This is a genomic window from Mycolicibacterium fluoranthenivorans (assembly GCF_011758805.1).
Taxonomy (GTDB): domain Bacteria; phylum Actinomycetota; class Actinomycetes; order Mycobacteriales; family Mycobacteriaceae; genus Mycobacterium; species Mycobacterium fluoranthenivorans.
Window position 1 is genome coordinate 148658 of the sequence record NZ_JAANOW010000003.1, and the last position, 26671, is coordinate 175328.

21 protein-coding genes are annotated in these 26671 nt (G+C 66.9%); 4 read left to right on the forward strand and 17 right to left on the reverse strand.

Features of this window, described 5'->3' with window-relative positions:
* The first annotated feature begins 201 nt into the window (after positions 1-201).
* Genes FHU31_RS24045 through asnB form a run of 4 tightly spaced genes read left to right on the forward strand, consistent with a single transcriptional unit; the run spans position 202 to position 6452 of the window.
* Positions 202-1665: a P-loop NTPase family protein gene (locus tag FHU31_RS24045; protein WP_167163259.1), complete on the forward strand. Its 1464-nt coding sequence runs from the start codon at positions 202-204 to the stop codon at positions 1663-1665.
* A gap of 13 nt (positions 1666-1678) precedes the next feature.
* Positions 1679-3079 (forward strand): O-antigen ligase family protein, encoded by a 1401-nt coding sequence (locus tag FHU31_RS24050; protein WP_167163260.1) that lies wholly within the window; start codon positions 1679-1681, stop codon positions 3077-3079.
* Positions 3054-4574 carry a hypothetical protein gene (locus tag FHU31_RS24055; protein WP_167163261.1) on the forward strand — a complete coding sequence of 507 codons (1521 nt, stop codon included), beginning with the start codon at positions 3054-3056 and terminating at the stop codon, positions 4572-4574. Before FHU31_RS24050 ends, FHU31_RS24055 begins: the two co-directional genes overlap by 26 nt.
* Positions 4575-4592: 18 nt before the next feature.
* Entirely contained in the window at positions 4593-6452 is a 1860-nt protein-coding gene (gene asnB, locus FHU31_RS24060; RefSeq protein WP_167163262.1) for an asparagine synthase (glutamine-hydrolyzing), read from the forward strand.
* Positions 6453-6459: 7 nt separating this feature from the next.
* Here asnB and FHU31_RS24065 read toward each other — a convergent pair whose 3' ends face one another.
* The 17 genes from FHU31_RS24065 to FHU31_RS24145 form a co-directional block, all read right to left on the reverse strand.
* Positions 6460-7638: a glycosyltransferase family 2 protein gene (locus FHU31_RS24065; protein WP_167163263.1), complete on the reverse strand. Its 1179-nt coding sequence runs from the start codon at positions 7636-7638 to the stop codon at positions 6460-6462.
* Positions 7639-7647: 9 nt separating this feature from the next.
* On the reverse strand, positions 7648-8175 hold the full coding sequence (locus tag FHU31_RS24070; RefSeq protein ID WP_167163264.1) for a YdcF family protein: 528 nt from the start codon (positions 8173-8175) through the stop codon (positions 7648-7650).
* Positions 8176-8236: 61 nt separating this feature from the next.
* A complete protein-coding gene (locus FHU31_RS24075) occupies positions 8237-9031 on the reverse strand; it encodes a polysaccharide lyase family 20 protein (protein ID WP_167163265.1) in 795 nt (264 codons plus the stop codon).
* A 26-nt stretch (positions 9032-9057) separates the two neighbouring features.
* Complete coding sequence (locus tag FHU31_RS24080) at positions 9058-10275, reverse strand: hypothetical protein (protein WP_167163266.1); 1218 nt, start codon at positions 10273-10275, stop codon at positions 9058-9060.
* Between the two features lie 247 nt (positions 10276-10522).
* Complete coding sequence (locus FHU31_RS24085; RefSeq protein WP_167163267.1) at positions 10523-12058, reverse strand: lipopolysaccharide biosynthesis protein; 1536 nt, start codon at positions 12056-12058, stop codon at positions 10523-10525.
* Positions 12051-13286 (reverse strand): glycosyltransferase, encoded by a 1236-nt coding sequence (locus FHU31_RS24090; RefSeq protein WP_167163268.1) that lies wholly within the window; start codon positions 13284-13286, stop codon positions 12051-12053. The genes FHU31_RS24085 and FHU31_RS24090 overlap by 8 nt, the downstream gene beginning before the upstream one ends.
* A gap of 6 nt (positions 13287-13292) precedes the next feature.
* Positions 13293-13586, reverse strand: a complete 294-nt coding sequence (locus FHU31_RS24095) for an acyl carrier protein (protein ID WP_167163269.1) — start codon at positions 13584-13586, stop codon at positions 13293-13295.
* 30 nt (positions 13587-13616) lie between these two features.
* Positions 13617-14843 (reverse strand): pyridoxal-dependent decarboxylase, exosortase A system-associated, encoded by a 1227-nt coding sequence (locus tag FHU31_RS24100; protein ID WP_167163270.1) that lies wholly within the window; start codon positions 14841-14843, stop codon positions 13617-13619.
* The gene (locus tag FHU31_RS24105) at positions 14840-16408 is read right to left on the reverse strand and encodes an acyl-CoA ligase (AMP-forming), exosortase A system-associated (protein ID WP_167163271.1); all 1569 of its coding nucleotides are present in this window, start codon (positions 16406-16408) and stop codon (positions 14840-14842) included. Before FHU31_RS24105 ends, FHU31_RS24100 begins: the two co-directional genes overlap by 4 nt.
* A 3-nt stretch (positions 16409-16411) precedes the next feature.
* Complete coding sequence (locus FHU31_RS24110; protein WP_234901633.1) at positions 16412-17320, reverse strand: hypothetical protein; 909 nt, start codon at positions 17318-17320, stop codon at positions 16412-16414.
* Positions 17307-18368 (reverse strand): polysaccharide deacetylase family protein, encoded by a 1062-nt coding sequence (locus FHU31_RS24115; protein WP_234901634.1) that lies wholly within the window; start codon positions 18366-18368, stop codon positions 17307-17309. Before FHU31_RS24115 ends, FHU31_RS24110 begins: the two co-directional genes overlap by 14 nt.
* A gap of 10 nt (positions 18369-18378) precedes the next feature.
* Positions 18379-19587 (reverse strand): glycosyltransferase family 4 protein, encoded by a 1209-nt coding sequence (locus tag FHU31_RS24120; RefSeq protein WP_167163272.1) that lies wholly within the window; start codon positions 19585-19587, stop codon positions 18379-18381.
* On the reverse strand, positions 19584-20921 hold the full coding sequence (locus tag FHU31_RS24125; RefSeq protein ID WP_167163273.1) for a nucleotide sugar dehydrogenase: 1338 nt from the start codon (positions 20919-20921) through the stop codon (positions 19584-19586). The genes FHU31_RS24120 and FHU31_RS24125 overlap by 4 nt, the downstream gene beginning before the upstream one ends.
* A complete protein-coding gene (locus FHU31_RS24130; RefSeq protein ID WP_263987959.1) occupies positions 20918-23080 on the reverse strand; it encodes a heparinase II/III family protein in 2163 nt (720 codons plus the stop codon). The genes FHU31_RS24125 and FHU31_RS24130 overlap by 4 nt, the downstream gene beginning before the upstream one ends.
* The gene (locus tag FHU31_RS24135; RefSeq protein ID WP_167163274.1) at positions 23073-24416 is read right to left on the reverse strand and encodes a glycosyltransferase family 4 protein; all 1344 of its coding nucleotides are present in this window, start codon (positions 24414-24416) and stop codon (positions 23073-23075) included. The genes FHU31_RS24130 and FHU31_RS24135 overlap by 8 nt, the downstream gene beginning before the upstream one ends.
* The gene (locus tag FHU31_RS24140; protein WP_208411352.1) at positions 24413-25564 is read right to left on the reverse strand and encodes a glycosyltransferase; all 1152 of its coding nucleotides are present in this window, start codon (positions 25562-25564) and stop codon (positions 24413-24415) included. The genes FHU31_RS24135 and FHU31_RS24140 overlap by 4 nt, the downstream gene beginning before the upstream one ends.
* On the reverse strand, positions 25561-26652 hold the full coding sequence (locus FHU31_RS24145) for a glycosyltransferase family 4 protein (protein ID WP_167163275.1): 1092 nt from the start codon (positions 26650-26652) through the stop codon (positions 25561-25563). Before FHU31_RS24145 ends, FHU31_RS24140 begins: the two co-directional genes overlap by 4 nt.
* Positions 26653-26671: the final 19 nt, after the last annotated feature.

Here is a 26671-nt window from a genome sequence, read left to right on the forward strand (position 1 = left end):
CAGATTCGCGTACGGAGACGGGCGCCGCCCCGCAACGGGGACGGGAGCGGACGGGCGTGGACGAGAGGGCTGAGCTTCGACGAGCCGTTGACGCGGCAGCGGATCATGCCCCTTCCCGCCCGACTGCACCCGAACACGAGGGTGACCGGTACCGGTATCGACCGGAACGGTTCGACGTGCACGTCTGAGCGGGGAGGGCAGATGAATTCCACATGGAAGCGCCGCATCGAGCAGGTTCGGAGGCGGTGGTGGGTCGTTGCCGCGGTCACCGTGCTCGCCCTGGCCGGCGGGGCGTTATCTGCGTTGACCACACCCACCACCTATGTGGGGAAGTCGACGCTGGTGTTGTCGGGGCGCACCCCCGAACAGGACGCGGTGATGATGGTGGGCTACCTGACCATCTTCCGGGAGCCGGCGACGATCCCCCGGTTGCGCGCCGGGACGTCCATCCCCGCCGATGTCACCTTCGACGCCCAGACCGTCGCAGCGAGTCCGATTCTGACCATCGAAGCGACCGCAAGCGACCCCGGGACCGCGCAGAGCGCGGCCACGGCCATGGGGGTGGCGTTCAGCGATGACATCAACGCGGTCCAGAAGGAAGGCATCCAGGACAACGTCACCGACCTGGAGCGTCAGCTGGGACAGATACCCCGGGTGGATCCCAACGGTGCGACGAACCCGTACTACGCGTCGCTGCAGGAACGCATCGATGCGGCCCGGGCCAACCTGGCCGACCAGCTGACCGCCCTGCAGCCCGAGGCGGGCGTCGCCAAGGTCGCACCCAACATCACGTCGGCCCTCGGCCGGGCCGCGATCGGAGGTCTGGTTCTCGGCATCCTCGCCGCGTTGGGTCTGGCGGCCCTGTCGTCACGCGTGTCCAGCGAGGACGACCTGCGGGAGAAGACCGGGGTCGAGCCGTTGGTGGAACTGCCCGGCCCCCGGTCCGGTGAGTCGCCCGGAGTGCGCCGAGATCGGTTGCGCGCCTTGACCAATCTCATCAGCCTTGAGGATCTTCCCAAGCCGACCGTCATCGCACTGACCGCCGGCCACGGCACCTGGGGATCCCGGAACATCGCCGCCGAGCTCGCCGAGCTGTCGGCCCGACGAGGCGAACGGGCCGTGCTGGTCTACGCGGACAACGAACCGGCGCAGGCCCGCGGTGAGGCCGGTTTCAACGAGGCACTCGCCGACCCGAGCCGGATACCCGATCTGTTGAGGGACGGCGACATCCCCTCGCTGAAAGTCCTCGCTGTGGGTGCGCATCTCGCCGATCGGTACCCGCTGGCGACCCGCGCGAGAATCCTCGCCGTCCTTGACGAACTCCGCTCGCACGGCGACATCGTCCTCGTCGCCGCCCCGGCGATATCAGACGGAGGTGACGCGTCGCTGCTCTGTGCCGCAGCAGATGCCGCGATTCTCGTCGTCGCTGTGGGGTCGCGCGCCGGTGATATCAGCGCGGCCGCCGAGGCACTGGAACGCGCACACGCGGCCGTCCTCGGGGCGGTGCTGATCGACGCCACCCAGATCTCCATGCACTCAGCGGCCGTGGACCGGTCGGACGTGATCGGGTTGGGACAGCGGCCGGCCCATGACCACCGCTCGCCGGTGCACACCGCCGATATCAGACCACATTCGTGGTCGGTGCCCGAACAAGATCACGCGTGAATCGACGCCTCTGATGACCGGTTCGCCGCACCAGGCGGGACACCGACTCGGGGACGGCCGGCACACGGCGTGGACGACCGCCCCGATCCTCGCCGCCCTGCTGCTCCTGGTGGCGACGTTTCTGCATTCGCCGCTCGCGGACGACCTCCCCGGCAACACCTTCGCGATACTGATAGCTCTGGTCATCGGCGCCACCGTGTTGTGGATGGACGTATCGCCCACCAGGTTGCGCGGTGTCGGAGCGGTGGAATGGGCGATGGCGCTGTACCTGATGTGGAACGCCTACTCGGTGATCGCTCCACACGAGTACTCGACGGTGGTACCGCTGGACGGCTTGGACTACCCGCCCGCCCGGTTCATCATGACCGGCACGGTGATCCCGTTCCTCATGTACGTCGTGGGTCGCTACGCTTTCGACCGGCCGGCGGCGGTCCGGCTGGCGCTGTGGACCGTCCTGGCGTTGGCGGCGTACTCGGCCTGGGTGAGCATCCTCGAGTTCACCGGCCCGGCGAGTTGGGTGTGGCCCCGTTCCATCGTCGACGGGTCACTACCCGCCGATCAGACCTGGGTCGGCCGCGCGGTGGGTGTCGTCAATCAGCCGGTGGTCAACGGTTTGATCCTGATCTTGGGCTTCGCCATCGCCATCACGTTGATGAGCCGGCACGGCGAGCCGATGTGGCGCCGGTGCCTGCTGCTCGTGGTCGCGGTGGCATGCGGATACGGGCTCTACCTGACGCACACCAGGGCCGCCTGGCTCAGCGGCCTGGTCATGCTCGTCCTCGGGGCACTGCTGGCCAAGGGCTACCGTTCCGGATTCACCGCGGCACTCGGACTCATCGCCGCAGTCGTCGCACTCAACTGGTCGGTGTTCATCAGCTCCGACCGGGCGGCCGGCGGGGTGGGCTCACAAAGCGAGGTGTGGGACCGGCTCAACATGATCCGCACCGCGCTGTGGGCTTTCGGCCAAAAGCCCATCGAAGGCTGGGGAATCAACCGGTTCAGAGCGGTCAACACCTTCCACCACCAGCAATGGGCGCCAGAGGTGCCGTGGCGCAACGGCTACGGAATGCCCTCGCACATGAATGAACTCGGCATCCTTGCCGAACTGGGGCTGATCGGGCTGGCTCTCTGGATCGGCGTGCTGGCACTCATCGCCCACCGGTTGTGGGACGCCTACCGAACGCTGCCCGACGGCGATATCTGCGGCAAACCTCTTGCCGTGATCGGGATCATCGCATTGGCGACGCTGCTGTGCACCGGATCCACCGTGGATCTCCGGTTCCTCGACTTCCCCACCGCCGCAGTCTTCTTGCTCGTCGGAATCGCCGTCGGGTGGTGCGACCGGCACAAGCGGGGGCAAGCGGCGAGCCGGGACAAGGCGGTGACCCATGCCGTCTCGGCTGCCCACCCGTGATGAGACCGTCTTCGCCACACTGACGCTCGCCGGATTCTCCTTCTGGTTCCTGCTCGGTTTTCCGTACGCCAACCACAACGAGTCCTTCGCGATCGTCGCACAGCTCAAAGAGATCGGGATGATGCGCGCGCTCACCAGCGTCGTCGAGCCCGTGGCGAACTACCGGCCTCTCGGCCAGGCGCTCGCCTGGCTCGGCTATCGGTCCGCGGGCGCGATCTACCCCGTCGAGATCTTCAATTATGTTGTCGCCGTGGCCGCCTGGGTACTCCTGTTCATGTCCTCCCGGGAACGGAAGCTGTTTGCGGTCACGGCATTGATCACCGGCGGGGTGTTCTTCACCGGGTACATCTACCTCTTTCACCTGCACGGGGTGTTCTACAGCCCACTGCTGTTCGTGACGGCGATGCTGTTCTGGCTGGACCGGGACTTCACCCGCAACCGTTTCGTCGCCCTCACCCTCTGCACACTCGTGGCCGCGTTGTTCCATCCCTATTCGCTGCTGGTCTATCTCGCCGGCGTCGGCGGCATGGCGGTCGAGCGATGGCGAACCCTGGCCGGTCGCAGGGCCATGGTCGCCGGCCTCGCGGCGGCGGTACTGCTGTTCGTGGCACTGCTCGCCACCCAGTCCAACAAGAACGTCCTCACCGCCGGTGAGATGCTCGACGGATTGCTCGCCTCGTACCGATTTGCCGAGATCAACCTGATCGCCTCGCTGGTCGCCCTGTGTCTTGCCATCGTCACCGCGTTGAGCCTGCCTGTCGGTGTCAGACCGCGCAGGATCGTGGCCATCGGGTCAGGCATCGCGGGATTGTTGTTCATCCATGCGGGCCTACCCGTGCTCCTGATCTGGATCGCCGTCTGCCTCGCCAAGACACTGCTGATGCGGAAATGGTGGATGGCCCTCGTATTGGGCTGCGCCACCTTGTTTCCCGCGCCGACCGCCACGGGCTCGCCCACCTATGCGATCTTCGCCCTGATGATCTGCACGGCCATTCTTCCCTACGGGAACTCAGCGTGGGAAGAACGGCTTCGTATGCCGGCCCGAAGGGCAGCGGTCGCCGCCGTTGCCGTCGCCACGGCACTGCTGGTGCTTCTGCGTGTCGGGGTGGACCTACCGGTCGCGACACACCTGGCACAGCCCTTGATCGCCGAGCAGGAGAAGACCTTCCAAATGGAGCAGATCGCCCAATGGCTGGCGTCATCGGACTACTCCGGGTACACACTGCGGTTCGTTCGTGCGGTGCGCAACCCCAAGGACGCCTCCGACTCCGTCGACCGGACGTTCCGGCCGCCCACCACCGACGAGGATCTGGCCATGTACATGCGCGCGCTGCGCGGCTCCTCCGCGCCGCCGCCGGCGAAGGACAAGATCGTCCTGGTGGGATTCGGCGGCGACGCGATGCCGCCAGGCACCGTGCTGCTGACGGTGCCGAGCGCACACGCCGGCGTGGCACGGGTGGTACTGCCGGAGAACAGGAATCACGATGTCACGTGATGCCGGAACGGTGCGGTGATGTGCGGCATCTGCGGCATCAGCAGTACCTCCGATCGGGCGTCCGCACGCCTGGACCGGATGCTGGATGCGATCGTGCACCGCGGCCCCGACGGCGAAGGCCGCCTGCAGCGGCCGGGACTCGTACTCGGGATGCGACGACTGGCCGTCATCGACCTCGCCGGCGGTGACCAACCGATCTTCAACGAGGACGGCTCGGTTGCGGTCGTGTTCAACGGCGAGATCTACAACTTCCGCGAGCTGCGCGCCGAGCTGGAACGCCACGGACATCATTTCGCCACCCGTTGCGACACCGAGGTGCTCGTGCACGGCTACGAACAATGGGGCGACGGAGTCCTGCACCGCCTCGTCGGCATGTTCGCCTTGGCACTCTGGGACGAGAACCGCCGCCGGCTGCTGGTCGCCCGGGATCGCTTCGGCAAGAAGCCGCTCTACTACTCACGCGAGGCAGGCGAGGTGGTGTTCGGATCTGAGATCAAGGCGCTGCTGGCCGCGGGCGTCTCGGCGGATGTCGACGACGCCGCCCTGCAGGACTACCTGGCCCTGCGCTATGTCCCGGCCCCCCGCACCCTCTTTCGGTCGGTCCGCCAGCTCCCCCCGGGGCACAAGTTCGTCGTCGGCGATGACGGATTCGCCATCGAGCGCTGGTGGCAGTTGCGCTATGAGCCCAAGCCGGCGATCACCCTTGTCCAAGCAGCCGACGAGGTCGAAGGCCTGATGCGCACCGCCGTCGCGCGACGCCTCGTGAGTGACGTGCCCCTGGGCTGTTTCCTGTCCGGCGGCCTCGACTCGTCCACCGTGCTGTCGTTCATGTCCGAGCTCTCGAATGAACCCGTGCGCACCTTCTCCGTCGGATTCGACGAGAGCTGGGCCGGCGATGAACTGGCGGCCGCCCGCGCCACGGCACATGCCTTCCACACCGTTCATCACGAGACCCGTCTCGGCCCCGATGAGTTCCTCCGGCTCCTGCCTGCGGCGGTCTGGCACCGTGACGAACCGCTCGCCGAGCCTTCGGAGATCCCCCTGATGGCGCTGTCGCGGATGGCACGCGAACACGTCACGGTGGTGCTCTCGGGGGAGGGCGGCGACGAGTTGTTCGGTGGGTATCCGAAGTACCGGGTCGACGCACTCCTGGACCGGGCCGGTCGACCCGCACGCGCAGTCATAGGTGCGCGGCAGCTGCACCGTCTGGCCGGCTGGCACCGGCTGCCTCGACGGACCAGATTGGGCATCCAAGCCCTGGCAACTGCGGCGCCTGCGCAGCGCTGGCCAGCCTGGTTCGGCGCCGACCCCTCGGCCGGCCTGCACTCAGCGGACCTGCGACCACTCGACTCGACTTTGTCCGAAATCGACACCGGGCTGGGCCCTTTGGACCGGATGCTCGCGCTCGACGTCCACACCTATCTGGCCGACAATCTGCTCATTCGCGGGGACAAGATGACGATGGCGGCATCGGTCGAAGGCCGGATGCCGCTCCTCGATCACCAGCTGGCCGAGTACGCGGCCCGGCTACCTGCCGCTCTCAAGGTCACGCCGAGAAGTACCAAGATCGTCATCCGTGAGATCGCCCGCCGGCGGCTTCCCGCGACACTTCTGTCCCGCAAGAAGATCGGCTTCGCGGTCCCGGTGGCACCGTGGTTCCGAGGGAGTCTCGGAGACGCACTGCAGCGATTGACTTTCGGCCCGCAAGCGCGACCCGACCCACTGGTGGATCCAGAGCGGGTTCGGCGTGCTCTCGCCCTGCACCGGTCCGGTCACTACGACTTCGGGAAAGAACTGTGGAGCGTGCTCACGCTCGATGTCTGGGCAAGGCTATTTCTCGACGGCGCCGAACCCGCGAGCCTCACGTTCGATCGGTGACCCGGTCCTACTGCAACCCACACCTCCCCGCGTATGACCACAGGTCATAGCGGTACTCACGAAAGATGAAATCGAGATTCGGGTACTCCAGCGCCTCCGAGGTCATCTCGACCCGGCTTCTCAAGTCGTTGACGACGGCACATGCCGCAAGAAACGTCGCCTGTTTGATTCGGGAATCCTGGCCCGACAATCGTGCCCAGAGCAGTTGCCCGAACTGGTTCTGCACTTTGTTGAACAGGTTCGCGTCGACCGGCATCGCCAGACGTTCACGTTGTTCGAGCAGGAGGGGAACAAGCCAGTACGCATCCAGCGCAGATTGTCGGCCCACGAGTTTCCGCGTGATTCCGCACGGATTGTCGCGATAGTCGTACACAGACTCGCTCAGCGCCACATAGCGTCCGCACAGCGGAAAGATCACCAGCGCGAAGATCGTGTCCTCGAAGTCCATGCCGTCTGGAAACCGAACCTTCTCGAACAGAGTTCTCCGGATCGCCTTACCCCACGGGTAACCCGAGGTACGCGTCGTACGTTCGTCGAGTCTCGGCTGGCTGCAGGCTTCGTACCGAACGTGTTCGATCACGCCTCCAGCGGTGTCGATGACGTCGTAACCACCCTGGACGATATCGGCCTGCTCGCGTTCCGCCGCGCCCACGAGTAGCTCGACACTGTTCGTCGCGAGCCGATCGTCACTGTCGAGGAACAACAGGTACTTGCCCCGGGCCACGGCGATGGCATGGTTTCTGGCGGTTGCCACCCCTGCGTTCACCGTGCGAATGACGGTGACATCTTTGTGATCCCGATAGCCATCCACGATTGCGGGGGTGCCGTCCCCGGAGCCGTCGTCGACCACCAGAATCTCGTAACGATAGTTCGTGGCTTGAGCCACGGCGGAGTCCAGGCATTCCTTCACGTGCGATTCGGCGTTGTACGCGGGGACGATGATCGACGCATCCAGGTCGTCGGGTCCCGGTACCAGGTCAGGGTGGCACCTCGGTACCGCACGAGGGCGGACTGTCGAAATGCAGCTCTCCGGATCGAGGACGGCTCCGGCGTCCCCCGATCCCCGCATGAACTTCTTGGCGGCGAATCCGGCGGAGAGCAGTGTCTCGTACGCATCCGCGGCGAATGTCGCGGCGAGCTCCGATCTGGTCGATCGGGCGACCCGCCTGAACACCTTGTCCCGCACGTCGCCTGCTCAACAACCAGGCTGCAGGACCGCGCGGGCGTATCCCGCGCTCTGGTAGGCGTACTCGAATGCCCACCTCGGCACGGAGAGCCGGGCCGGGCTGTCCACCATCACGAGGTCACCGCCGAAGCACTGCTCGAGAATGAACCGGGCCCGCGAGATGTGGGGGCGGAAGGTCACCACGATGACGGTGTGCCAACCGTATTGCGCTGCCAACCGGCGCAGCTCCCGCCCTTCGCCCTTGGTGGTGCCCGGATCCGGATCGAAGCACAACACCCTCGGTCCCTCGATCGCGGCCCCGCAGCGATGCATCGTGTCGTCATCGGCATCATCCGGGCTGGACACCACCAGGGTCGGTGCCCATCCTTGTGCCTGAAGCTCACGGCCGTAGGCATACCGCTGCGCCCCATACCCGCCCAGCACGAGAATCGCATCCGCGGTGCGCAATCGATCGATCTGCGGGTGCACGTATACCGGCAGTCCGGCGACGACGATCGCCGCCGGCAGATACGCCAGCGCGGGGAGGGCCCGGGCCATGCCGCGCCACCGGCGGCGCCGCGGTACCAGCTGCGGCGAGGCGGCAGCCCGGGCCGCGCCGCTACAGGCCGTCTGCACTGTCGGCCGCCCGGAAGCCGGTGTGGTAGACGATATCGGTGGAGGTGGTGGGCTTGCGATACATCCCCTCCTTGTAATACACGGCGGCGTCACCAGGTATCAGCGTGCGGACGAAATAGGTATCGGCACCGTTGACGAACGTCTCCCTTATTCCGTTGTGCCATAACCTGATCCAGCCTTTGTCATCCGATGCCGACCAATTTATCTGCATCGTCACGTCATGCCACTGCCCGACGTCGAGCGGGGTGTCGAAGATCGAGAACGTGCCCAACCAGACGCCCGGCGCGGATTGATCCTCGATCGTCAGCGACCAGAAGCCGTTCCGCGAGTCCACCGTCCAACTGATCGGCGGGCTGCCCGCACCACCGTCTTGGTGCCACTGATTGGTCACCCCCCAGCCAAGGTCGCCGTGATTCATCGGGAACGTCTGGTCGAACTTGGTCGAGAATCGATACCAGCGGGTCTGCCCTTCCGAACCGCCGGCATCGGGGGTATCGCCCTGCACCTCGGCGCGTTCTCCACCGCCGAACGGGGGTACGTCCCCGGGACGGACCTCGAAGCGAGCCACCCTCCCCTTGGTGGGATCGTCGACGATGCGCGCCGAATACCCTGGTATGTAGTCTTTTCCGGGACCGTTGTAACCGCGCACCTGCACCGTGGGCCACTGGGCGAAGTCCCCGGTGGCGTAGTCGCCGGTAAACAGCGGCCCCGCCGCGAGTGCATCCGGCGCCGACCACAGTGCCAGCCCGAGGACAACGGACGAAACGAATAAGCGCATGACGCCTCCGTGGGTCGATGGATGAGTCAGGGGCTTGTCTCCCCCGAGGACCCGGTGCCGTCGTTGTCCACCTGGGCAGTAGACGGCTGGCCGACCGGGTCTGCCGGTCCTTGCGTGCTGGTCGCCCCACCGGTTTGGGTTGCGCTCGGCTCGGGCGCCGCAGTGGCAGTGGCCGAAGGCTGGTCCTGCTCGGTCGCGGAACCGCCGGCACTCGACGAGCCGGCCACCGTATCGCCCGGTTCGAACTTGTTGCCCGTCGACATGACGTTCTGTGCTGGCTGTGTCGCGCTGGTCGGTGCGACCGACGGCGGCTCCGGGGCCACCGTCGCCGCCGTGAGTGCCGGCACCTGCTCCGAAACCTGCGGTGACGGCGTCATTTCACTGGTCGGCAATACCATCTCCATGGCGGAGATCGTGGGGGTGATGGGCTCCGGTGGCGCGGGTGCCGGGAGGGGTGGGATCGCGGGTGCTGCCATGAAGGCTGACATGACCGGGGCTGTCGGAGGTTGCGGCACCGGGGCCAACACCACCACCGTCACCGCAGCGGCCGACGGCGCGGCCTCGGGGGCCGGCGGATCAAGACCGTCCTGGGTGCGCATCCGCGCGGCGGTCGTGTGCACGACGAATGCGGCGGCACCGTTGATTTCGATCACCTCGACCTTCCCCGACGGCGCCGGCACCGGGGTCACGACGATCTTGTCCAACTCCGTCGTGACGTCGGAGAGGTCCGAGGTGCCCACGAACACGCCGTCGAGCATCCTGTTCAGGTCCGCCAAATCCGGGTGGCCCATCACCTGCTCCAGCACGGAGTCCGGCATGGCCAACAGGGCTTGGAGTTTCGTCTCCAGCAGCGCTTGTTCCGCATCGGCCGAGTGGAAACTCAACAGCACCAGCAGGGCTTGCAGCTTCGCCCGCACCGGAAGGGGTCCGACATCGACCACCGCACTCGGATAGGACTGCGCCTCCGATTCGTCCGCGGCCGGCTGCCACGACGACAACCCGGCATTCATCAACCTGAATTCGCCTGTCCGCGAGGCATCGAACGTGTCCTCGAGGACCACCCCGCGCATCGTGGTGATACCGGCGGGTGATGCCGAACGATCGGGGAGCTGGATCGCGAGCCCGGACTCGACCGTCGAAGGAAACAGCGCCCACGTCGAGACCCCGACACCGAAGACGAGCAACCCCGCGATCTCCCTGCGACCCGCCGAGCGCGAACGAATGAGTTCTCTTCTGGCTTGCATATGCGATCACCCCTCGGAATCGCCTGAATTGCTTATCTATTCAGGCTAGTTCTCAGTAGACGCCGGTGTCAATGAATCCCGCTGACGCTGAGTACGGACGAATTCCCCACGACACCAATGCTATTCACAGAATAGCGGCACCAAGAAGAGACATCCGAACGGATCCGCTCGATGAATATCGTTCCGTGGCATCGCCTTTTGTCATCCCAACTGAAGTGCACCTCCGCCCCCAGGCTGTGCGCACGGTTCACCCGGCATGGCGCACCTGCCGCACCACGGCCGATAGTTCACGCCACGCCGCGGGTGCGAACAACGCCAGGCCGGCCGCGTAGAGCATCAGGTACCCGACACCCTCGCCCAACAGAACCGCCACACCCGCCAGGAAGCCCCGTTGATCGGAGTGGCTCACCAGGTGCTCGAGAAGGCCGAGCGCGATGGCCGCAGGCGCTGCCACCAGGACCGGCGGCCCCAGTCGGCTGGTCAACTCACCGAAGGTCACCCCAGCCAGAGGCCGGGCGAGCAGCAGGCTGAGCACGCCGGCGACCACGGACGACAACGACAGCGCCAGACCGACTCCTGTCAGCCCGAGGGGCAACAGCGCGAACAGCAGGCAGATCCCCAGTACGCTGGTGAACAGCGTCACCCAGTTGAGTAGGTGGGTCCGGCCCGTCCCCTTGATCGACTCCATTCCGACGGCCATCAGCGCCACCCCCGGCCCGATTCCCGCGAGGGCCACCAGCATCACGCCCGCCCCTCGCCACTTCTCGCCGAGCAGCACCGTCACCCCCGGTTCACCCGCAGCGATGACGAAACCCGCCACCGGGACCATCAGGCCCCACAACAGCCCGAGGGCACGCAGGAACGCCGACCGGAACCGCTCGGGATCTCCGGCCAACCGGGAGAAGGCCGGGAACAACACATATGAGCCGGCGTCGATGACGGCCGTCTCCGGCAGCGATCCGAGTCGCCGGCCGTAGCGGTAGTACCCGAGCGCGGTAGCGCTCAGCGCGCCGCCGACCACCGCCGTCTCCAACAGGTCGCGGGCCCGATTGACGACGGTCCAGACCACCAGGGGCAGGGAGAACCTGGCCAGTTCCCGCCACAGCGCGAACGACGGCTTACCGCCGTCCGCACCTGGGCGCCAGCCGGCCAGCGTCCACGCGGTGACCAGCCACGCCACCGTCGAGCAGTAGGTTCCGATGACCAGCCCCCACACCCCGAAACCGTTGATGCACAGAATGATCGACGTGCCGGCGAAAGTCAGCGCCACGACGGGACGGACGATCAGCCGTTCCCGGAAGTCGAAGCGGCGCTGCATGAGCGCGTCCGGCACATAGGTGAGCGCGTGCAGGACGATCGTTCCCGCCGACACCGCGGCGATCGCCCCCACGATGTCACTGGAGAAGATCCACGCGATCAGAGGGGCACTCGCCAAGGCCACCGCCGCCCAACCCACGCCGGCGAGCAGCGTCGCCCAGAAGACGGTGGTGGCGACATCGGCGATCCGGCCTTCGCGCTGCACCAGCGCGTTGGACATACCGGCCTCGGCGAACGTGGTGAGGAAGCCTGACAGCACCGTGCCGGCGGCGAACCACCCGACCTCGGCCGGTGCGAGCAGTCGCGCCAGCACCAGGGTCTGCACCAGCGATACCAACTGGGTGAAGACCAGCATCCCGGTCGCGATGGCGGCTCCGCGACGCAGTGTGCCCGACAGTGGACCCACCGATGAGCCCGGCACGCCCGCCACGGGTGCGCCGGTGTCCGCGCCGGCCGGGCTAGGCACTCTCCCCCTGTCCGGCAACGACTGTCGTGCTTGCCTCGGGCTCCCCGAACAGGGCCTGCCACGGACGACCGGTGACGTGCCAGGGATAGTGCTCGTGCAGCAATGCGTTGGCATTCGCGCGCAACCTCAGCCGTCGGGTCGGATCATCGAGCAGACCCAGCACCGCGGTCACGAACTCGGCACCGCCGTCCGCGACGACCAGGTGTTCGCGGTGGCGCACACCGGGCAGCGCTTCGACGCCACGTGCCGTCGACACGACCGCGATCCCCAGCCCGAATGCCTCCAGCACCTTGTTCTTGAGCCCACTCCCGGTCTGCATCGGATTGACCATCACCGGATACCGGGACGCTTCCGCGCGCAGATCGGCCACGAAACCCGTCACCCGGACCAGTGGCTCCCGTTCGGCCAGCGCGGCCAGCCACGCCGGCGCGTTTCGGCCCATCACCGCGACCTCCACCCCGGCGGCTCGCAGCGCGGGAAACCACACCTCGTCGAAGAAGTAGCTCAGCGCGTGTGCGTTCGGCTCGAAATCCAGGTTGCCCCAGAACACCACCCCCCGCCGCTGCGCCGGTGGGGGCATGGGTGCGAGGAAGGCGTCGTCGACACCGTTGGGCACCGTGAACACGTTGGCTGCGGTACCGCTGCGCTTGACGATCTCGGCGGTGTCCACGTCACCCACCGTGGTCACCGCGTCGAACAGCGCGGGCAGCCGGGCTTCGGTGCGACGGGCCCGGTACAGGTCGAGGGCGTCTCGCCAGTTGCGGCCACCACGAAAGCCACCCGCGTGTGCGAAGGCACGGCTCTGTGTCAGCGCGGTGCTGTCACAGACGTCGAGCACCATCGAGCAGGACGGAATATCGCGCACCAGTTCGACGAGGCTCTCGCCGAATACGATCACCCGGCGGACGTCGCGTTCGGCCACCACGGCCGACAGCAGGCGGCGCGTAGCGGCGGCCTCGCGCGGCCTGCTCATGCGTAGGTAGCGCTGATTGTCCAGCCGCAGGTGCCTGCGCAGAGCCTGCGACCCGGTGAGAATCGGCGGGCACTCGGTCACGCTGGCGAACAATGCCGAGTTGTCCATCGTGGGTGTGCGGGCCGGCAGCGGGTAATGCGGTGCGACCACCAGGTGCCGCTCGTCGGGAACCAGCGCGCACAGCTGTGCCACCCGCAGGTCGTAGCCGCTGTGCAGCGTGTCCACCCGCGTCGAGGCAAGCACCAGGGTTGTCACGACGACCTACCTCGCTCCCGCCGAGGGCAGCTGCGCGGGGTTCCGGGCCTGTTCCTCGACGAAGCCGGCGAGCGTGCCGATCGTCTCGAACACCTCACCCCTGAAGTCCTCGTCGTCGATCTCGAACCCGAACTCCCGTTCCAGCGCAACGGCCAACGCGACCACGGCCATCGAATCGAGTTCGGGCATACCGCCGAACAGCGGCGTGGACGCCGTCAGCGTGTCGGCCCGGTCCTGGATGCCCAGTGTGCTGACGATGACCGCGGTGACGCTGTCGAGGGTCGCCGAGCTGTACTCCATCCTGTTCTCCTTTTCATCGCTCTGTGGTGGCTAGACGAGCACCTCAGCCGGATGCGGGTGGCCGAGAAACGCTGTCGGACTTGCGGTCAGGCCATACGCTCCGGCCTGGAACAGCACGATCAGGTCGCCGATATCGGCAGGTGGGAGCGCGACCTCGTCGCCGAGCAGGTCCAACGGGGTACACAGGCAGCCGACGACGGTGACGGGGCCCGCTGCCGGCTCGTCCATCCGGTTACCGACGGCGATCGGGTAGTTCCTGCGGATCACCTGACCGAAATTTCCCGATGCCGCCAACTGGTGGTGCATCCCACCGTCCACCACCAGGTAGTCGCGTCCACGCGAATGCTTGCGGTCGACCACGCGGGTCACGTAGACCCCGCATTCTCCGACGAGGTAGCGGCCGAGCTCGACCACGACCGCTGCCTCCGGCAGGCACGCGGCGATCCGGGTTGCCATCAGTTCGGCCAGATTCGCTCCGATTGCGTCCAGGTCGACGGGGATGTCCTTGGCGAAGTACGGGATACCGAAACCGCCGCCGAGGTTGACGTAGCGGATGGGCGAGGGAAGCCGCTCGGCCAGCGCCACGATGAGATCGACGGTCCGGCGCTGGGCCTCACCCAGAATCGCCGCGTCGAGGTTCTGGGATCCGGCGAAGACGTGGAAGCCGAGGAAGTCCACATCGGCCGCGACCAGGCGGGCCAGCAGGTGCGGCACCTGTTCCACGTCGACACCGAACTGCTGCGGGCCGCCACCCATGCGCATACCCGATCCCTTCACCCGGAAGTCCGGATTGACCCGCAATGCGACCCTCGGGCGAAAGCCCAGTCGGTCACCGATTTTCACCACCCGATCGACTTCGGTCGCCGACTCCATCTCGATGGTGACGCCGGCGGCGACCGCCTTCTCGATCTCGGCCTCGGTCTTGCCGGGCCCGGCGAAGCTCACCCGTTCCGCCGGCAGGACGGTATCCAGGACCGTCGCCATCTCCCCCGTCGACGCCACGTCCATCGCGTCCACCAGGCCGGCCAGGTGCTGGACGACGGCGGGCATCGGGTTGGCCTTGACGGCGTAACTCAGGTGGATCGCCTTCGGTAGCGCCGCGCGCAGCCGCTCGACCCGCGCGGTGAGCAGGGCCCGGTCATAGGCGAAGAACGGCGTGGTTCCCACTCGGGCGGCCAATCGCTGCAACGTCATTCCGCCGAGGCTCAACTGACCGTCGGCGGTGCCGAAGGTGGCGATGGTCGGGTGCTCGGTCACGGCCCGAGTTCCTCACGCAGTCGCGCACGGTCGAACTTGCCGTTGGGTGAGCGCGGGATCTCCGCCCGCACCGAGACCGACGAGGGCACCATGTATCGCGGAACCCGCTTGCTCAATTCGCCGATCAGCGCACCCGTATCGAACCGGCCGGCCGTCGCCGGGGTCACCACCAGCTGGATCCGCTGGCCCAGGTCCTCATCGTCGACACCGAGGGCGACGGCGTCCCGGACCCGGCCCGTCTCATACACGACATCTTCGATCTCGGTCGGACTCACACGATAGCCGGACGTCTTGATCATCTCGTCCCGGCGCCCGACGAAATACAGGAAGCCGTCCTCGTCGGCGATCACGTTGTCCCCCGACCACACCGCCAGCTCTGGTGCCCGCCAGGGCATTTCCTGCCGTGGTACCGGACGGAACCGTTCCGCGGAGCGCGCCGGGTCGTTCCAGTAACCGAGTGCGACGAGTGCACCCCGGTGCACCAGCTCACCTTCCTCGCCCGGGTCGCACAACGAGCCGTCCGGCCGGACAACCAGTATCTGCGCACCGGGGATGGCTTTACCGATGGAGCCGGGCCGCCGATCCAGTTCGGCCGGATCGAGGTACGTCGACCGGAACGCCTCGGTCAGGCCGTACATGAGGTAGGGCCGCGCATCGGGGAAGACCGCGCGCAGCGTATCCAGGGTGGGCTTGGGCAGCCGGCCGCCGGTGTTGGCGAAGTACCGCAGGGAGCGGACGGCGTGCGGCGGCCACTTCTGCTCGGCGATCTGTACCCACAGCGGCGGGACACAGGTGAGCCCGGTGACGCCGTGCTGCGCACACAACCGCGGCACATCGCCGGGGAGCAGGTAGTCCATCAACACGACGTGGGCGCCCGCACTGAATGCGGTCGTCAACTGGCTGAAGCCGGCGTCGAAACTCAACGGCAACACGGCGAGAATCACGTCATCGGCCGAATTGCCCAGGTATTGTGCGACGCTCTCGGCACCGGCGATCAGGTTGCGATGGCTCAGCACCACACCTTTCGGCCTTCCGGTACTCCCCGACGTGTAGAAGATCGCGGCCATGTCGAGATCGATCGCCGCGGCGCGCGGTAGGCCGCCCCGCGGTGTGCACAGGCCCTCCCACGGGTGCACCGCATACCGGCAGGGCGGCGGGTCGTCCGGCAGCGCACCGACCACCACGACGTGCTCCAGGTCCGGGCATGTCTCCAGGTCGCCCCGAAGCAGCGCCCACCGTTCCGGTGAGGTCACCAGCACCGTGACAGCGCAGTCGACCAGGATGTGCCGCACTTGCGCGGATCGCAGCAGCGGATTCACCGGTACGAACACGCCACCCGCCGCGGACGCCCCGAACACCGCAGCCACGGTCTCGACTCGCTTGTCGAGATAGACGGCCACCCGTTGCTCGGCAGTCACACCGAGGGATGACAATCCGGCGGCCGCACCTCGGATCGAGGTCCACAACTCGCCGTAGCCGATGGTCTGATTCTTGACCGTCAGCGCCGGCGCCGCGGGATGTGATCGGGCACGGTGTTCGATCAGATGGTGCACATTGGTTCGCATCAGTCACCACCGCATACTCGTGAGTTCGCTGTAGAGATAATCGATTTGGTCCGCCCGCAGGGTGTCGCTGCGGTACATCTTCGCCCTGGGCGACACCTGCACCGACCCGGTGAAGCGCGCATCGACGACATGCGATTCGATGAGCGTTGCCGGTAGGCCATGGTGCAGGAGGAGATGGCCGAACAGGTGGCGGCCGGTTTCCCGGAACAACCTCTGGTTGCCGACATGAACGAGTGCCGCGAACAACGGCAGGTTCTTCCGCCGGACACGCCGGAACATCACGTGACAGGTCTGCGCTCCGCGCACGATGACGGCATGCTCCACGGCGGCCGCGCCGGCATGGTCGAGATACACCGAGAGATCCTCTGCGCGAAGGCTCTTCTTGATGTCTTGGAAGTGCGACAACACCCGGACACCGTCCGAGCGGACGGGCCACGGCACGTTGGGCACCATCACCGTGGACGTGTCCAGCGCAACGAAACCGAGCCGGGTGTTCAGCGCCTGCACATCGATTGACGGGGACAGGTCGGTGAAGTGATACCCCTGCTGGCGCAGCAGTGCGCGCAGCAGACGCACACCGTGCGATCGGTACGGCTGCGCCACACACCATGCCGCCAGATTGCAGAAACGCTCTGTTCTGCCGTCGATCCGCCGGTCGGAGTAGAAGGCCAGATGGGCGCCGACCACCTCGGCGCCGCACCGAAGCAGGAAACCGTGGTTGGGCTGGTCCACCGCCCACGTCGGAATGATCTGCGCGGACCAGCACTCCACGGGTACCCGCGGGTCGAGCTGATCATGCAGGAACTGGGCCACCTCCGGCAGATCCGCGACGGTGATCGGCCCCAGTTCCACGGTGGGCTCGACCTCTGCGCCCATGCGCAGTGCCGACCCGTGACCGTCAGACGCCGACATCGGTACTCACCTTGTCCTGCGGCGGTCGCGCACCGACAGAACTGCGCCGGCGCGGTCGCGGCGCGAAGCCGGACACCTTCAGCTTGAACACCGCGAACGACTGATGTGCCGCAAACCCCATGCGGGGCAGCGCCAACGGGTCCGAATCGGCATCGGCGAATCCGTCGGTGGTCGCCAACGCCCATTGGATACCGTTGCGGCGCAGCGCCGCTTTCGCGCGGTCGTCGAAGTCCTGCGTCCGGCCGTTGGGGTAGGCGAAGATCCTCGGCGCCCGGCCGGAGTTGATCTCGACCGCCCGGCACGATTCCGAGATCTCCTGATCCACCTTGGCGTCATCGCAGCGTGACAGGATCGGGTGGGTTACGGAGTGCGGGTACAGAGTGACCGGCGCGTCACTTGTCAACGCACGCGCCTCGTTCCAGGAGAGCAGCTCGAACGGCCCGCCGTAGCCATCGGGTTCCTCTCCCAGGGCGGCGACCAGAGACTCCACCTCCACCAGGCGTCGGGCATCGGACACCTCTTTCACACGCTGGGTGATCTCCTCACGAGTCCGGGTGCGGTCGCCGTCGGTGCGCAGCGATCGAATGCCCAGCCCCTGCGCCGTCAGGTCGATCTCCGTCCTGGCCGTCTGCGCAAAGGCGTGCCACAGCCGGTCCGGCCACAGCAGTTCGGCCGTCCCCATCGGACCGGTCGCCAGAAACACCGCCGCGGGCAACTCGAGATCACGCAACACCGGCGCGGCGTTGGTCAGCAGGTTACGTGTGCCGTCGTCGAAGGTCACCGCCGCCGCCCGGTGGGGCAGCGTCCCGTCCCGCAGTCGCTCCAACGCCTCCTCCAGCGGGAGAACAGTGAAGTGCCGGCGAACGTAACCCAGGTGACGGCGCAGCGCCGCAGTGTCGATCACCCAGTCGCAGGGCGGCCACAGCGGCTCGTCCTGCACCCCGTGGAACATGAGAATCGCCAGTTGGCGCGAGTGCCGCCACCGCGCGAACCTCGGCACTCCGAGCGCGCACAGCAGCCGTGCCGCCACATCCCTCGTTCTGGTCATCGTCATGCTCCTATGCCATGGCTTTCCGGTAGGCGTCGACGGTCATCTCGGCGACCGCAGCCGCGGTGTAGCGTTGCACCGCAACGTCGTGTGCGCGTCTCCCCATCTCGAGCGACAGCTCCTGGTCGGCAAGAAGTTTCACCATTCGGTCGGCGAGTGTCACCTCATCGTCGGGGTCAACCAGAAATCCGGTCTCCCCGTCCCGCACCATTTCCGGCACCCCGCCGACCCGGCTCGCCACGACCGGTTTGCCCGCCGCCATCGCCTGCGCGAGGATCGTCGGTGCGGTCTCTTGGCGAGAGAACAACACGACCGCGCGGGCGCTGGAGATCTCGCACCGCATGCGTTCGGTGCCGACCAGATCGACGATGTCGACACAGTCTTCGAGACCGAAGTCGCGCACCCGGTCCTCGACGAGTTTCGCGTAAGCCGGGTCGGGCTGCGGGCCGACGAGAGTGAGACGGGCCTGCGGTACGGACCTCCGCACGCGTGCGAACGCGCTGACCAGACCGACCGGGTTCTTACGGGGCGTGAACACTCCGGCGAAAAGCAGGTGCGGCTGCGTCGGTTTCGGCGGCGCCAAGGCGAAGAACTCCGCGCCGGCGGGATTCGGAATGCTCACACGGGTACCCCGGATCGGTGCATCCAGCACCTGGGAGTCCCAGTTCGAGATGGAGATGGCGACCTTGGCGCGGCCGAGCACCCGCCTTTCCAACCGGCGGATCAGTCTGTCCCGCAACCTGCCTTGCAGGCTTCCGTCGTCGAGGGTGTCCGGCGATGTGTCGGTGAACGTCACACCGTGCACGGTGATCACGGCGTCCGTGCGGCATCGCTGAGCGATATCGCCGTACAGTCCGATCTCCTGTCCGTGCACCACGTCGGGGTTCACCTGCGCCACCAGCCTGCGCGCCTTGCGCACGTCCAGGAACGATCTGGTGATCGCCCGCAGTCGGCGTTGCCCGCGCACGCAGTGGATCTCGACCTTGGGGCCCTCACGCCGATATTCAGCCGGCGCGTCACCATCGTGGAAGCGCAGCACCGTCACACTGTCCACATCGTCGCGCTCCGCCAGGGCCGGGACGAGTGTGCTTGTCACCGACTCGATCCCACCGCGCACCAGCCCGGGTTCGAGCGGATACGGCCCTATCATGACGATCTTCAGTCCCGGCCTCGTGCTGCTGTCCGGCACGGCGCGCACCACCGACGGCACCTCGGTCACCAGCCGATCCCCTGATAGTTCGGCGCACCCCGCAGTTGCCCGGCATCGGGCAGCCGCACCAGGTCGATGATGAGCCGGTCCGCCCCGGCCCGTGCGATCGCCTCGACAACCCGGGGCTCCCGCGACCCGATGATCAGCACCTCGCCGTGGTCGAGGACCGCGTCGACATCGTCGGTCAGCAGCTCGCCGAGGTGAGGCAGTTGCTGGCGGATATACGTGCGGTTCGCTCCGGTCAACCGGGACAGCATGACGGTCGCATCGTAGATCTTGACGTGAAATCCCTTGCCTATCAGCCGTTCGGTGAGCTCGACCATCGGACTGTCGCGAAGATCGTCGGTTCCCGGTTTGAAGGACAATCCGAAGATCCCCACCTTGTGCCGTCCGTTGGCGAGCACCAGATCGACGGCCCGTCTCATGTGACTCTCGTTGGATGTCAGGAGATTCGCCAGCAGCGGAACATCGAGATCGTTTCGGCGCGCGGCGTGCGTGAGTGCACGGACGTCCTTCGGCAGACAGGAGCCGCCGAACGCGAATCCCGGTCGCAGATAGGCGGTACTGATGTTCAGTTTGGTGTCGGCCAGGAAGATGTCCATCACCGCATGCGAGTCCAACGCCAGGGAGGAACAGATGGCGCCGATCTCGTTGGCGAAGCCGACCTTGAGGGCGTGGAAGCTGTTGTCGACGTATTTCGTCATCTCAGCCACCGGTATCGGGACCTGGAACCGCGGGCCCGGCAGCCCGGCGTACAGACCCAAGACCATCTCCGCGCCTCGGGTATCAGTGGCCCCCACAACGGTTTTCGGTGGATCCAGAAAGTCGCGTACGCTCGTGCCCTCGCGCAGGAACTCGGGATTCACGCACACTCCGAAGTCCCGTCCCGCCCGCTTGCCCGAGGCCGCCTCCAGCCGGGGGATGAGGACGTCCTCGCAGGTACCCGACACCATCGTGCTGCGGTAGACGACGACGTGCCACCCTTGCTTCACCGCCAGCGCCGCACCGATCTCGTCGGTGACCTGTTCCAGGTACGCGGTCGACAACCCCCCGCCGTGGGCAGAGGGCGTACCGACGCAGACGAGTGAGAGGTCCGTACTCGCGACGGCGGCGACCGGATCAGTGCTCACACTGAGATCCCCCGAGCCGACGACCTCGGCGATGAGTTCGCCTATTCGTTCCTCGACCACCGGCGACACCCCCCGGCGGAGCGCCTCCGTCTTGTCCGGGTTGACATCCACTCCGATCACCCGATGCCCCAGCCAGGCCAGGCAGGCCGCACTGATGCACCCGACGTAGCCGAGCCCGAACACACTGACCGAATGCGACAAGGTATCGCTCATCGTTTACCCACCAATCCCATCAACGGTGACAGGGACACACCGGACACCGCACCTCGCCGGCCGGCATCGATCGTCAATCCGTGCTGGCCGTCCTGTTGGTACCAGCTGACCTTGAGCGCCGAGCCCTCTCGGACTATGCGGGGTGCGGCCGTCACCCCGGGGTCGCCGACATGAAGCACCGACAGGATCGCCACCGGCGCGCCGGATCGGCAACGGGCTCCGACCAGCCAGGCCGGTCTCCTGGCCTCGAGCCGGTCCGACCACCACCCCAGATTCGACGCGCCGTCCGCCCGTACCTGTTCCGGCCAGATCGTCGTCGTTGCGGCGTAACAGAGTTCGAGCACCGGCTCACCGTCACGGGTGATCCGCTGGCCCGTCCGCGTGGGTGTCGACACCAGATCGGGGTGCAGCGGCCACGACACCGCGACGTCATGATCGGACAGCCCGCAGATCAGGTCGACGACGATCACCACCGGATCCTCGGCCGGCGCGATGAGCCAGCGCCGGTGCACCACCGGGTCGTCGAGCCGGCAGTATCCGTCATGCTCGGCGTCGACGACGCCGCGGTCGAGATCGACCGAATGCACGGTCGTGCGGGCCCGGCTCCGCCAATAGAACGGTCCGCCGATCAACGATTGGTCGACGTTGTCGATGCACACCGTCGCGTGGGTGCGGGTACCGCGGTGCATATCGCGCACGGCAGGGTCCCCGTAGAAGCTGGCCGTCCCGGGATCGGTGACCAACTCGCGCCCCTCGACGCTGAGCGTGATGCCGAGCGCGTCGGCGTGCCCGTGCGCCGCCGTCGCCGGATAGCCGAGGGGGCCCACATCCATCGTGAGTCGCCGGCGGCCGTGTCGCAGCACCACCAGCCCACCGTTCGGCGCATAGGCGCTGGGCGTCGGATCGTCGCCACCCACACCCGGCCGGCCGGCGGATGTGCACAACGCGTTGCCCAACCAGGCGGAGGTGAGGGTGCGGTGTCCGTATCTGGCAGCGGTCGCATGTGCGGTGACCGCCCCGACGATCCCGAGATGCTCGCGGACCGTGCGTTTGTGTTCGGCACCCAGCCGCACTGCAAAACTATCGTCGTCATCCCCGTACCGGGGATCCGGATCTTCGGTACCGACCAGGGATACCAGGTATGCCGCGCCGCGGTTGAGCGCCTCGGTCAACCGGACCGGCACCCTTTCACCACTGAGCTGCAGCAGTGCCACGACCACGGCCAGCAATTCCGCGGTGAAGATCTGATACGCGACCGACTGCTCGGCGCCGGCGCCGTCGGGCAGGATCAGTCGGTCCGCTTCCTCGGTGAGGGTGTCCAACGCACGCCCGTACAACGCTGCGGGAGCGGACAGTTCGGGGAAGAGCAGATGCACGGTCACCAATCCGGCCAGTTCGCCGACCACATGGTTGTTGGCCGAACTGAACCGCGAGCGCGCGTGCCAGCAGTGCCGTGCACTGGCATCGAGCATCCGGACGATACGGCGGTATCTCGATGTCGTCATTGCCGGTGCGTTGCGGAGTCCCTGTACGCCGAGCGCCACCGAGATCGCCCGGACGCCGACTTCGAAAGCGCCCCGCCAGGCGATGCCGCAGCCGATCGGGTTCTGGTCCAGCCACGAATCGAGGTGCGCGAAGGCCGCTTCGCTGTAACGCAATTCGTCGGTGTAGAGCCATGCCTGCGCCAACAGCGGAAGATGCTGTAGGCGATTGAGTTCCCAGATCCATTTCGGGTCGCGCCGGCCGGCCCGATGGTCGATCCTGCTGCCTGCGACAGCCGGCCAGTGATAATCGGCTATCGGGTCATGGTTCCAATCGACGGCACGCCCGACATTGACCGTGCGGTGACCGAAATAGGTGCGATCGCCGGCGAGTACACGGTCGGCCTCGACCAGGAGCCGGCCGACCTGCGCGAGGTGCTGGCTCTGCACCTCGCCGGCCCGCTCCTGATCGAGAAGAACCGGCCTGCCGATACCGTCGCGGAAATCCTGCAGCAACGCGGTCCAGTCGGAGCCGAGATTTGTCAACATCCTGGAGTCGGCGTACTCACGCAATCCATCCCGGTTGGTCAGGGTGTCGACCACGCGCCGGGCGCGCCAGACCACCTCGCGGGGCGACATCGCCGTCGCGCGGCCGGCATACCAGGCGAGCTTAGACACCTGTCGATTCCTCCAACGCCGCTCCGGCGCGCAGTACAGGCACCCGCGCACCGACCCGTTGTACGGGAATCCTGTTCCGGTGAAGCGGAATCGGCGTCACGGCGGGCCGCAGATCGACGATGGCGGGCTCTTCGCTGGGCTGCTGGACACCCAACAGCTCGGCGTAGAACCGGACCAGCGCCCGACTCGATACCTCCCAGGACAGCTCCTCTTCGACCCTGCGGCGGCCCAGCTCCCCCATCTGTCGACACTGCTCGGGATTGCGCAACAGTGCATCGACTGCTCGGGCAAAGGACAGTTCATCGTTACCCGGCACGTATACCGCTGCGTCACCGGCAGATACCCGCGCCTCGGCGAGGTCGAAGGAGACGATGGGGCGCCCCATCGCCATGTATTCGAGCACCTTGTTCATCGTCGACACATCGTTGAGAGGATTCAACGGATCCGGCGACAGACACACATCGGCGGTGGAAAGGCAGCGCTCGACATAGGCATCGGGCACCCGGCCGGGAAACTCGACGATATCGTCGACGCCGAGTTCTGCACTCAGCGAGACCATGTCACCGTACACATCGCCGGCGCCCATGAAGATACAGCGGAAGTCGTCGCGCCCGATCTCGTCGCGCAGCCGCTGCACGGCCCGAAGCGCATAGTCGACACCGTCCTGAGGTCCCATCACGCCCAGGTACGCCAGCAGATGGCGCTTGTCCCTGCGCAGGCTGGTGTCCGGGGACCGGAGGTTGAAACGGTTCAGGTCCGGTGCGCTGCGCACCACCGTGACCCGGTCCGGTGACATGCCACCGCGCTCGATCGCCACCCGCCGATAGCTTTCGTTGGTCGAGATGACGGCATCCGCTGCGGCATAGGTCATCCGCTCGACGTAGCGGGTCAACCGGTAGAGCAGCCGTCCACCGCTCGGGAAGCGCGAGAGGAACAGTTCCGGCACCAAGTCGTGCTGGTCGAAGACGAAGCGGGCGCCGCCGGGGCGCAGAGCCACGGCGATCAGGAACAGCAGATCCGGCGGGTTGCACGCGTGAACGATGTCGATACGCGCAGTCCGGCGGACTTTGATCGCCAGCCGCAAGGTGTGCCACAGGGCGAGGAGGTACTCGCGCAGATACCCCGCCGGGCCGCCGGTCGCCGCCCGCAGCGGGTAACGCAGAATACGGACACCCTCGATCGTCTCCTCCGGCTCGGTGTCCTGGTTGTCCCCTTTGGGACAAATGACGCTGACCTTGAACCCCGCCCGCGTCAGGGCCCGGGCTTCCTGCCAGACGCGCCTGTCGAAGGGCACCGATAGGTTCTCGACGAGGATCAGTATGTGTCGCTTCTTCATGCGTGGACTCCCCCTACTTGTGTGTACTCGGCACTGAGCAGACCCTCGATCTCCCGTTGGGCCGCTTCGACGCTGCGGTCCAAACCGAATTCGGTCTCAACGCGGCGGCGCCCCGCCCTCCCCATGCGGCGCGCCCGGTGCGGGTCCGACAGCAGGCCGACGATCTTGGCCGCCAGCTGCGCTGGGTCTTGTTTCGGTACCAGGAATCCCGTCGTTCCGTCCTCGACCACCTCGACGACTCCGCCGACGGCGGTGCAGACCGCCGGACGGGCACATGCCATGGCCTCCAGCAGGGCCATCGGGAGACACTCGGTGGTGGAGGTCAGCGCGAAGACGTCCATCGCGCAGAGCATTCGGCCCACATCGGCACGGGCACCGACGAAATGCACGTTCGCCGCGATCCCCAGTGCACTGCACAATGTTTCGAGCCGGGAACGGCACACGCCGTCGCCGACCACCAGGAACCTCGCCCGAGGTACCTCGTCGATCACGATGCGCGCGGCCCGCAGGAACGTCTCGTGGTCCTTCTCCGGCCGCAGCGAGCCCAGGATGCCCACCACCGGGTCGTCCTGATCCACCCCGAATTCGGTGAGGACGCCGCGGTCGGTGGCGGTGTCGAACAGCGCCGGATCCACGCCGTTGTGGATGGTGCGGATCTTCCCCGCGGGGTACCCGCGCTCCTGGACCAGAAATTCTCGCTGCACCTTGGCGACACCGAAATAGCCGCTCGTCCAGCGGATCAGGCCGCGGTCCACGGCGCGATGAAGAACTCCGCGGGGGGTGATCTCACTCGCGTTGTGCACCCACATGATCGTGTGCCGGACCCCGGCGATGCGGGCGGCGATGCGGCCGAGAGTCTCTGCGTTGTAACCCGACACCACCACGAGGTCGGGCCGGTCCCGCCGGATGATCGAAATCAGTGCGCGCAGTGCACGAGCGGCTTGCCACTTTCGCAGGTGCAGTGCCGTCGCCGCGATGCCGGCGGCGCCCAGATCGGCGAACAGATCGCCCTCGCCACCGATGCAGACCACCGACGGGGTGAACCGCGCCGGATCCATCCGTGGCAGCACGGTGGTCAGATGTCGTTCGGCTCCGCCCGCTCCCAATAGAGGAACGACGAACAATGCCCGGATCGGTCGACCGTTCATCGGCACACCTGCCGGTAGAGCGCGTCGATCCGACTCGCGATGCGGGAGGTGTCGAAGTGATCCCGGACCCTGGCATGGGCGGCCGCCCCATAGCGGGCACGCAGGTCATGGTCGTAGACGACCGTGCGCAGCGCCACGGCGATCGCCTCGGTGTCCTCCGGCGGGATGAGCAGACCGCATTCCCCGCCGATCATCTCCGGTAGTCCACCGACGTCGGTGGCCACGACACACACACCGCGGGCCATCGCCTCCAGCACCGCCATCGGCTGCCCCTCGTTTCGTGAGGGCAGCACCAACACCTGAGCACGGTCGAGCAGCTCACCGGTCTCCCGCTCCGACAGCCAGTCGTGCACGTCGACGGTGTCTTCCAGGCAGAGCTCGCGGGTGTACCGACGAGCCTTCTCCACCTCGCCGTCTCCGGCGATCGTCAAGGTCGCCAGGTATCCGTGCGGCGTGCTGAAACCCGGTTCACACACCAGCTTGGCCCAGGCCTCGAGCAGTCTGAACGTCCCCTTGTGATCGCCGATGCGGCCCAGGAAGGCCACGCTGACGGGCGCACCCGGCGGCGGCTGGACGTTGCAGTCCGCCAGACGCACGGCGTTGGGAATCGCGACTATCCGCGCGGACGGAGCGGTCATCTGCATCCGGGCTGCCCACAGGTCGCCGAGCGCGACGAAGGCGTCGGCCCGGCGCAGGGTCGCCCCGATCGCCGCCCGGACGAGTCGCGGCGACTGCTCACAGTCCGCTTGGAAAGCCGAACCATGCATGTGCAGGACGACGGGCACCCGGGCCGGCCTGCTGATCCACAGCAGGAGGGATTTCCGGGCGAAGCTGCCACGGGCGCTGGAATGCAGGTGGATCACGTTCGGCCGGAACCGGATCAGTTCGATGACGAACCGCACCACCCCGAGCGCGAACGTCGCGATCTTCTGCGTGGTCGAGCCATCGCGGTGCGTGACAACGTGGCGGACCTCCCACTCACTCCACAACGGTGTCTGCTGCATGGCCCGTACATAGGAGGCGATACCGCCCCTGGTCGCGGTGCTGGTGGAGACCCACAGTGCACGTCGCGCGGCCGTGTTCGTCATCGGTGCCGGCCCTCCCACC

Excerpts from the sequence above, each read along its gene's own strand:
- FHU31_RS24110 (WP_234901633.1), bottom strand. The coding sequence starts at position 17,320 with ATGTCGGCGTCTGACGGTCACGGGTCGGCACTGCGCATGGGCGCAGAG.
- FHU31_RS24125 (WP_167163273.1), bottom strand. The coding sequence starts at position 20,921 with ATGAGCGATACCTTGTCGCATTCGGTCAGTGTGTTCGGGCTCGGCTAC.
- FHU31_RS24055 (WP_167163261.1), top strand. The coding sequence starts at position 3,054 with ATGCCGTCTCGGCTGCCCACCCGTGATGAGACCGTCTTCGCCACACTG.
- FHU31_RS24045 (WP_167163259.1), top strand. The coding sequence starts at position 202 with ATGAATTCCACATGGAAGCGCCGCATCGAGCAGGTTCGGAGGCGGTGG.
- FHU31_RS24145 (WP_167163275.1), bottom strand. The coding sequence starts at position 26,652 with ATGACGAACACGGCCGCGCGACGTGCACTGTGGGTCTCCACCAGCACC.
- FHU31_RS24140 (WP_208411352.1), bottom strand. The coding sequence starts at position 25,564 with ATGAACGGTCGACCGATCCGGGCATTGTTCGTCGTTCCTCTATTGGGA.
- FHU31_RS24095 (WP_167163269.1), bottom strand. The coding sequence starts at position 13,586 with ATGGAGTACAGCTCGGCGACCCTCGACAGCGTCACCGCGGTCATCGTC.
- FHU31_RS24105 (WP_167163271.1), bottom strand. The coding sequence starts at position 16,408 with ATGCGAACCAATGTGCACCATCTGATCGAACACCGTGCCCGATCACAT.
- FHU31_RS24080 (WP_167163266.1), bottom strand. The coding sequence starts at position 10,275 with ATGCAAGCCAGAAGAGAACTCATTCGTTCGCGCTCGGCGGGTCGCAGG.
- FHU31_RS24075 (WP_167163265.1), bottom strand. The coding sequence starts at position 9,031 with ATGCGCTTATTCGTTTCGTCCGTTGTCCTCGGGCTGGCACTGTGGTCG.
- FHU31_RS24135 (WP_167163274.1), bottom strand. The coding sequence starts at position 24,416 with ATGAAGAAGCGACACATACTGATCCTCGTCGAGAACCTATCGGTGCCC.
- asnB (WP_167163262.1), top strand. The coding sequence starts at position 4,593 with ATGTGCGGCATCTGCGGCATCAGCAGTACCTCCGATCGGGCGTCCGCA.
- FHU31_RS24115 (WP_234901634.1), bottom strand. The coding sequence starts at position 18,368 with ATGACCAGAACGAGGGATGTGGCGGCACGGCTGCTGTGCGCGCTCGGA.
- FHU31_RS24050 (WP_167163260.1), top strand. The coding sequence starts at position 1,679 with ATGACCGGTTCGCCGCACCAGGCGGGACACCGACTCGGGGACGGCCGG.
- FHU31_RS24070 (WP_167163264.1), bottom strand. The coding sequence starts at position 8,175 with ATGGCCCGGGCCCTCCCCGCGCTGGCGTATCTGCCGGCGGCGATCGTC.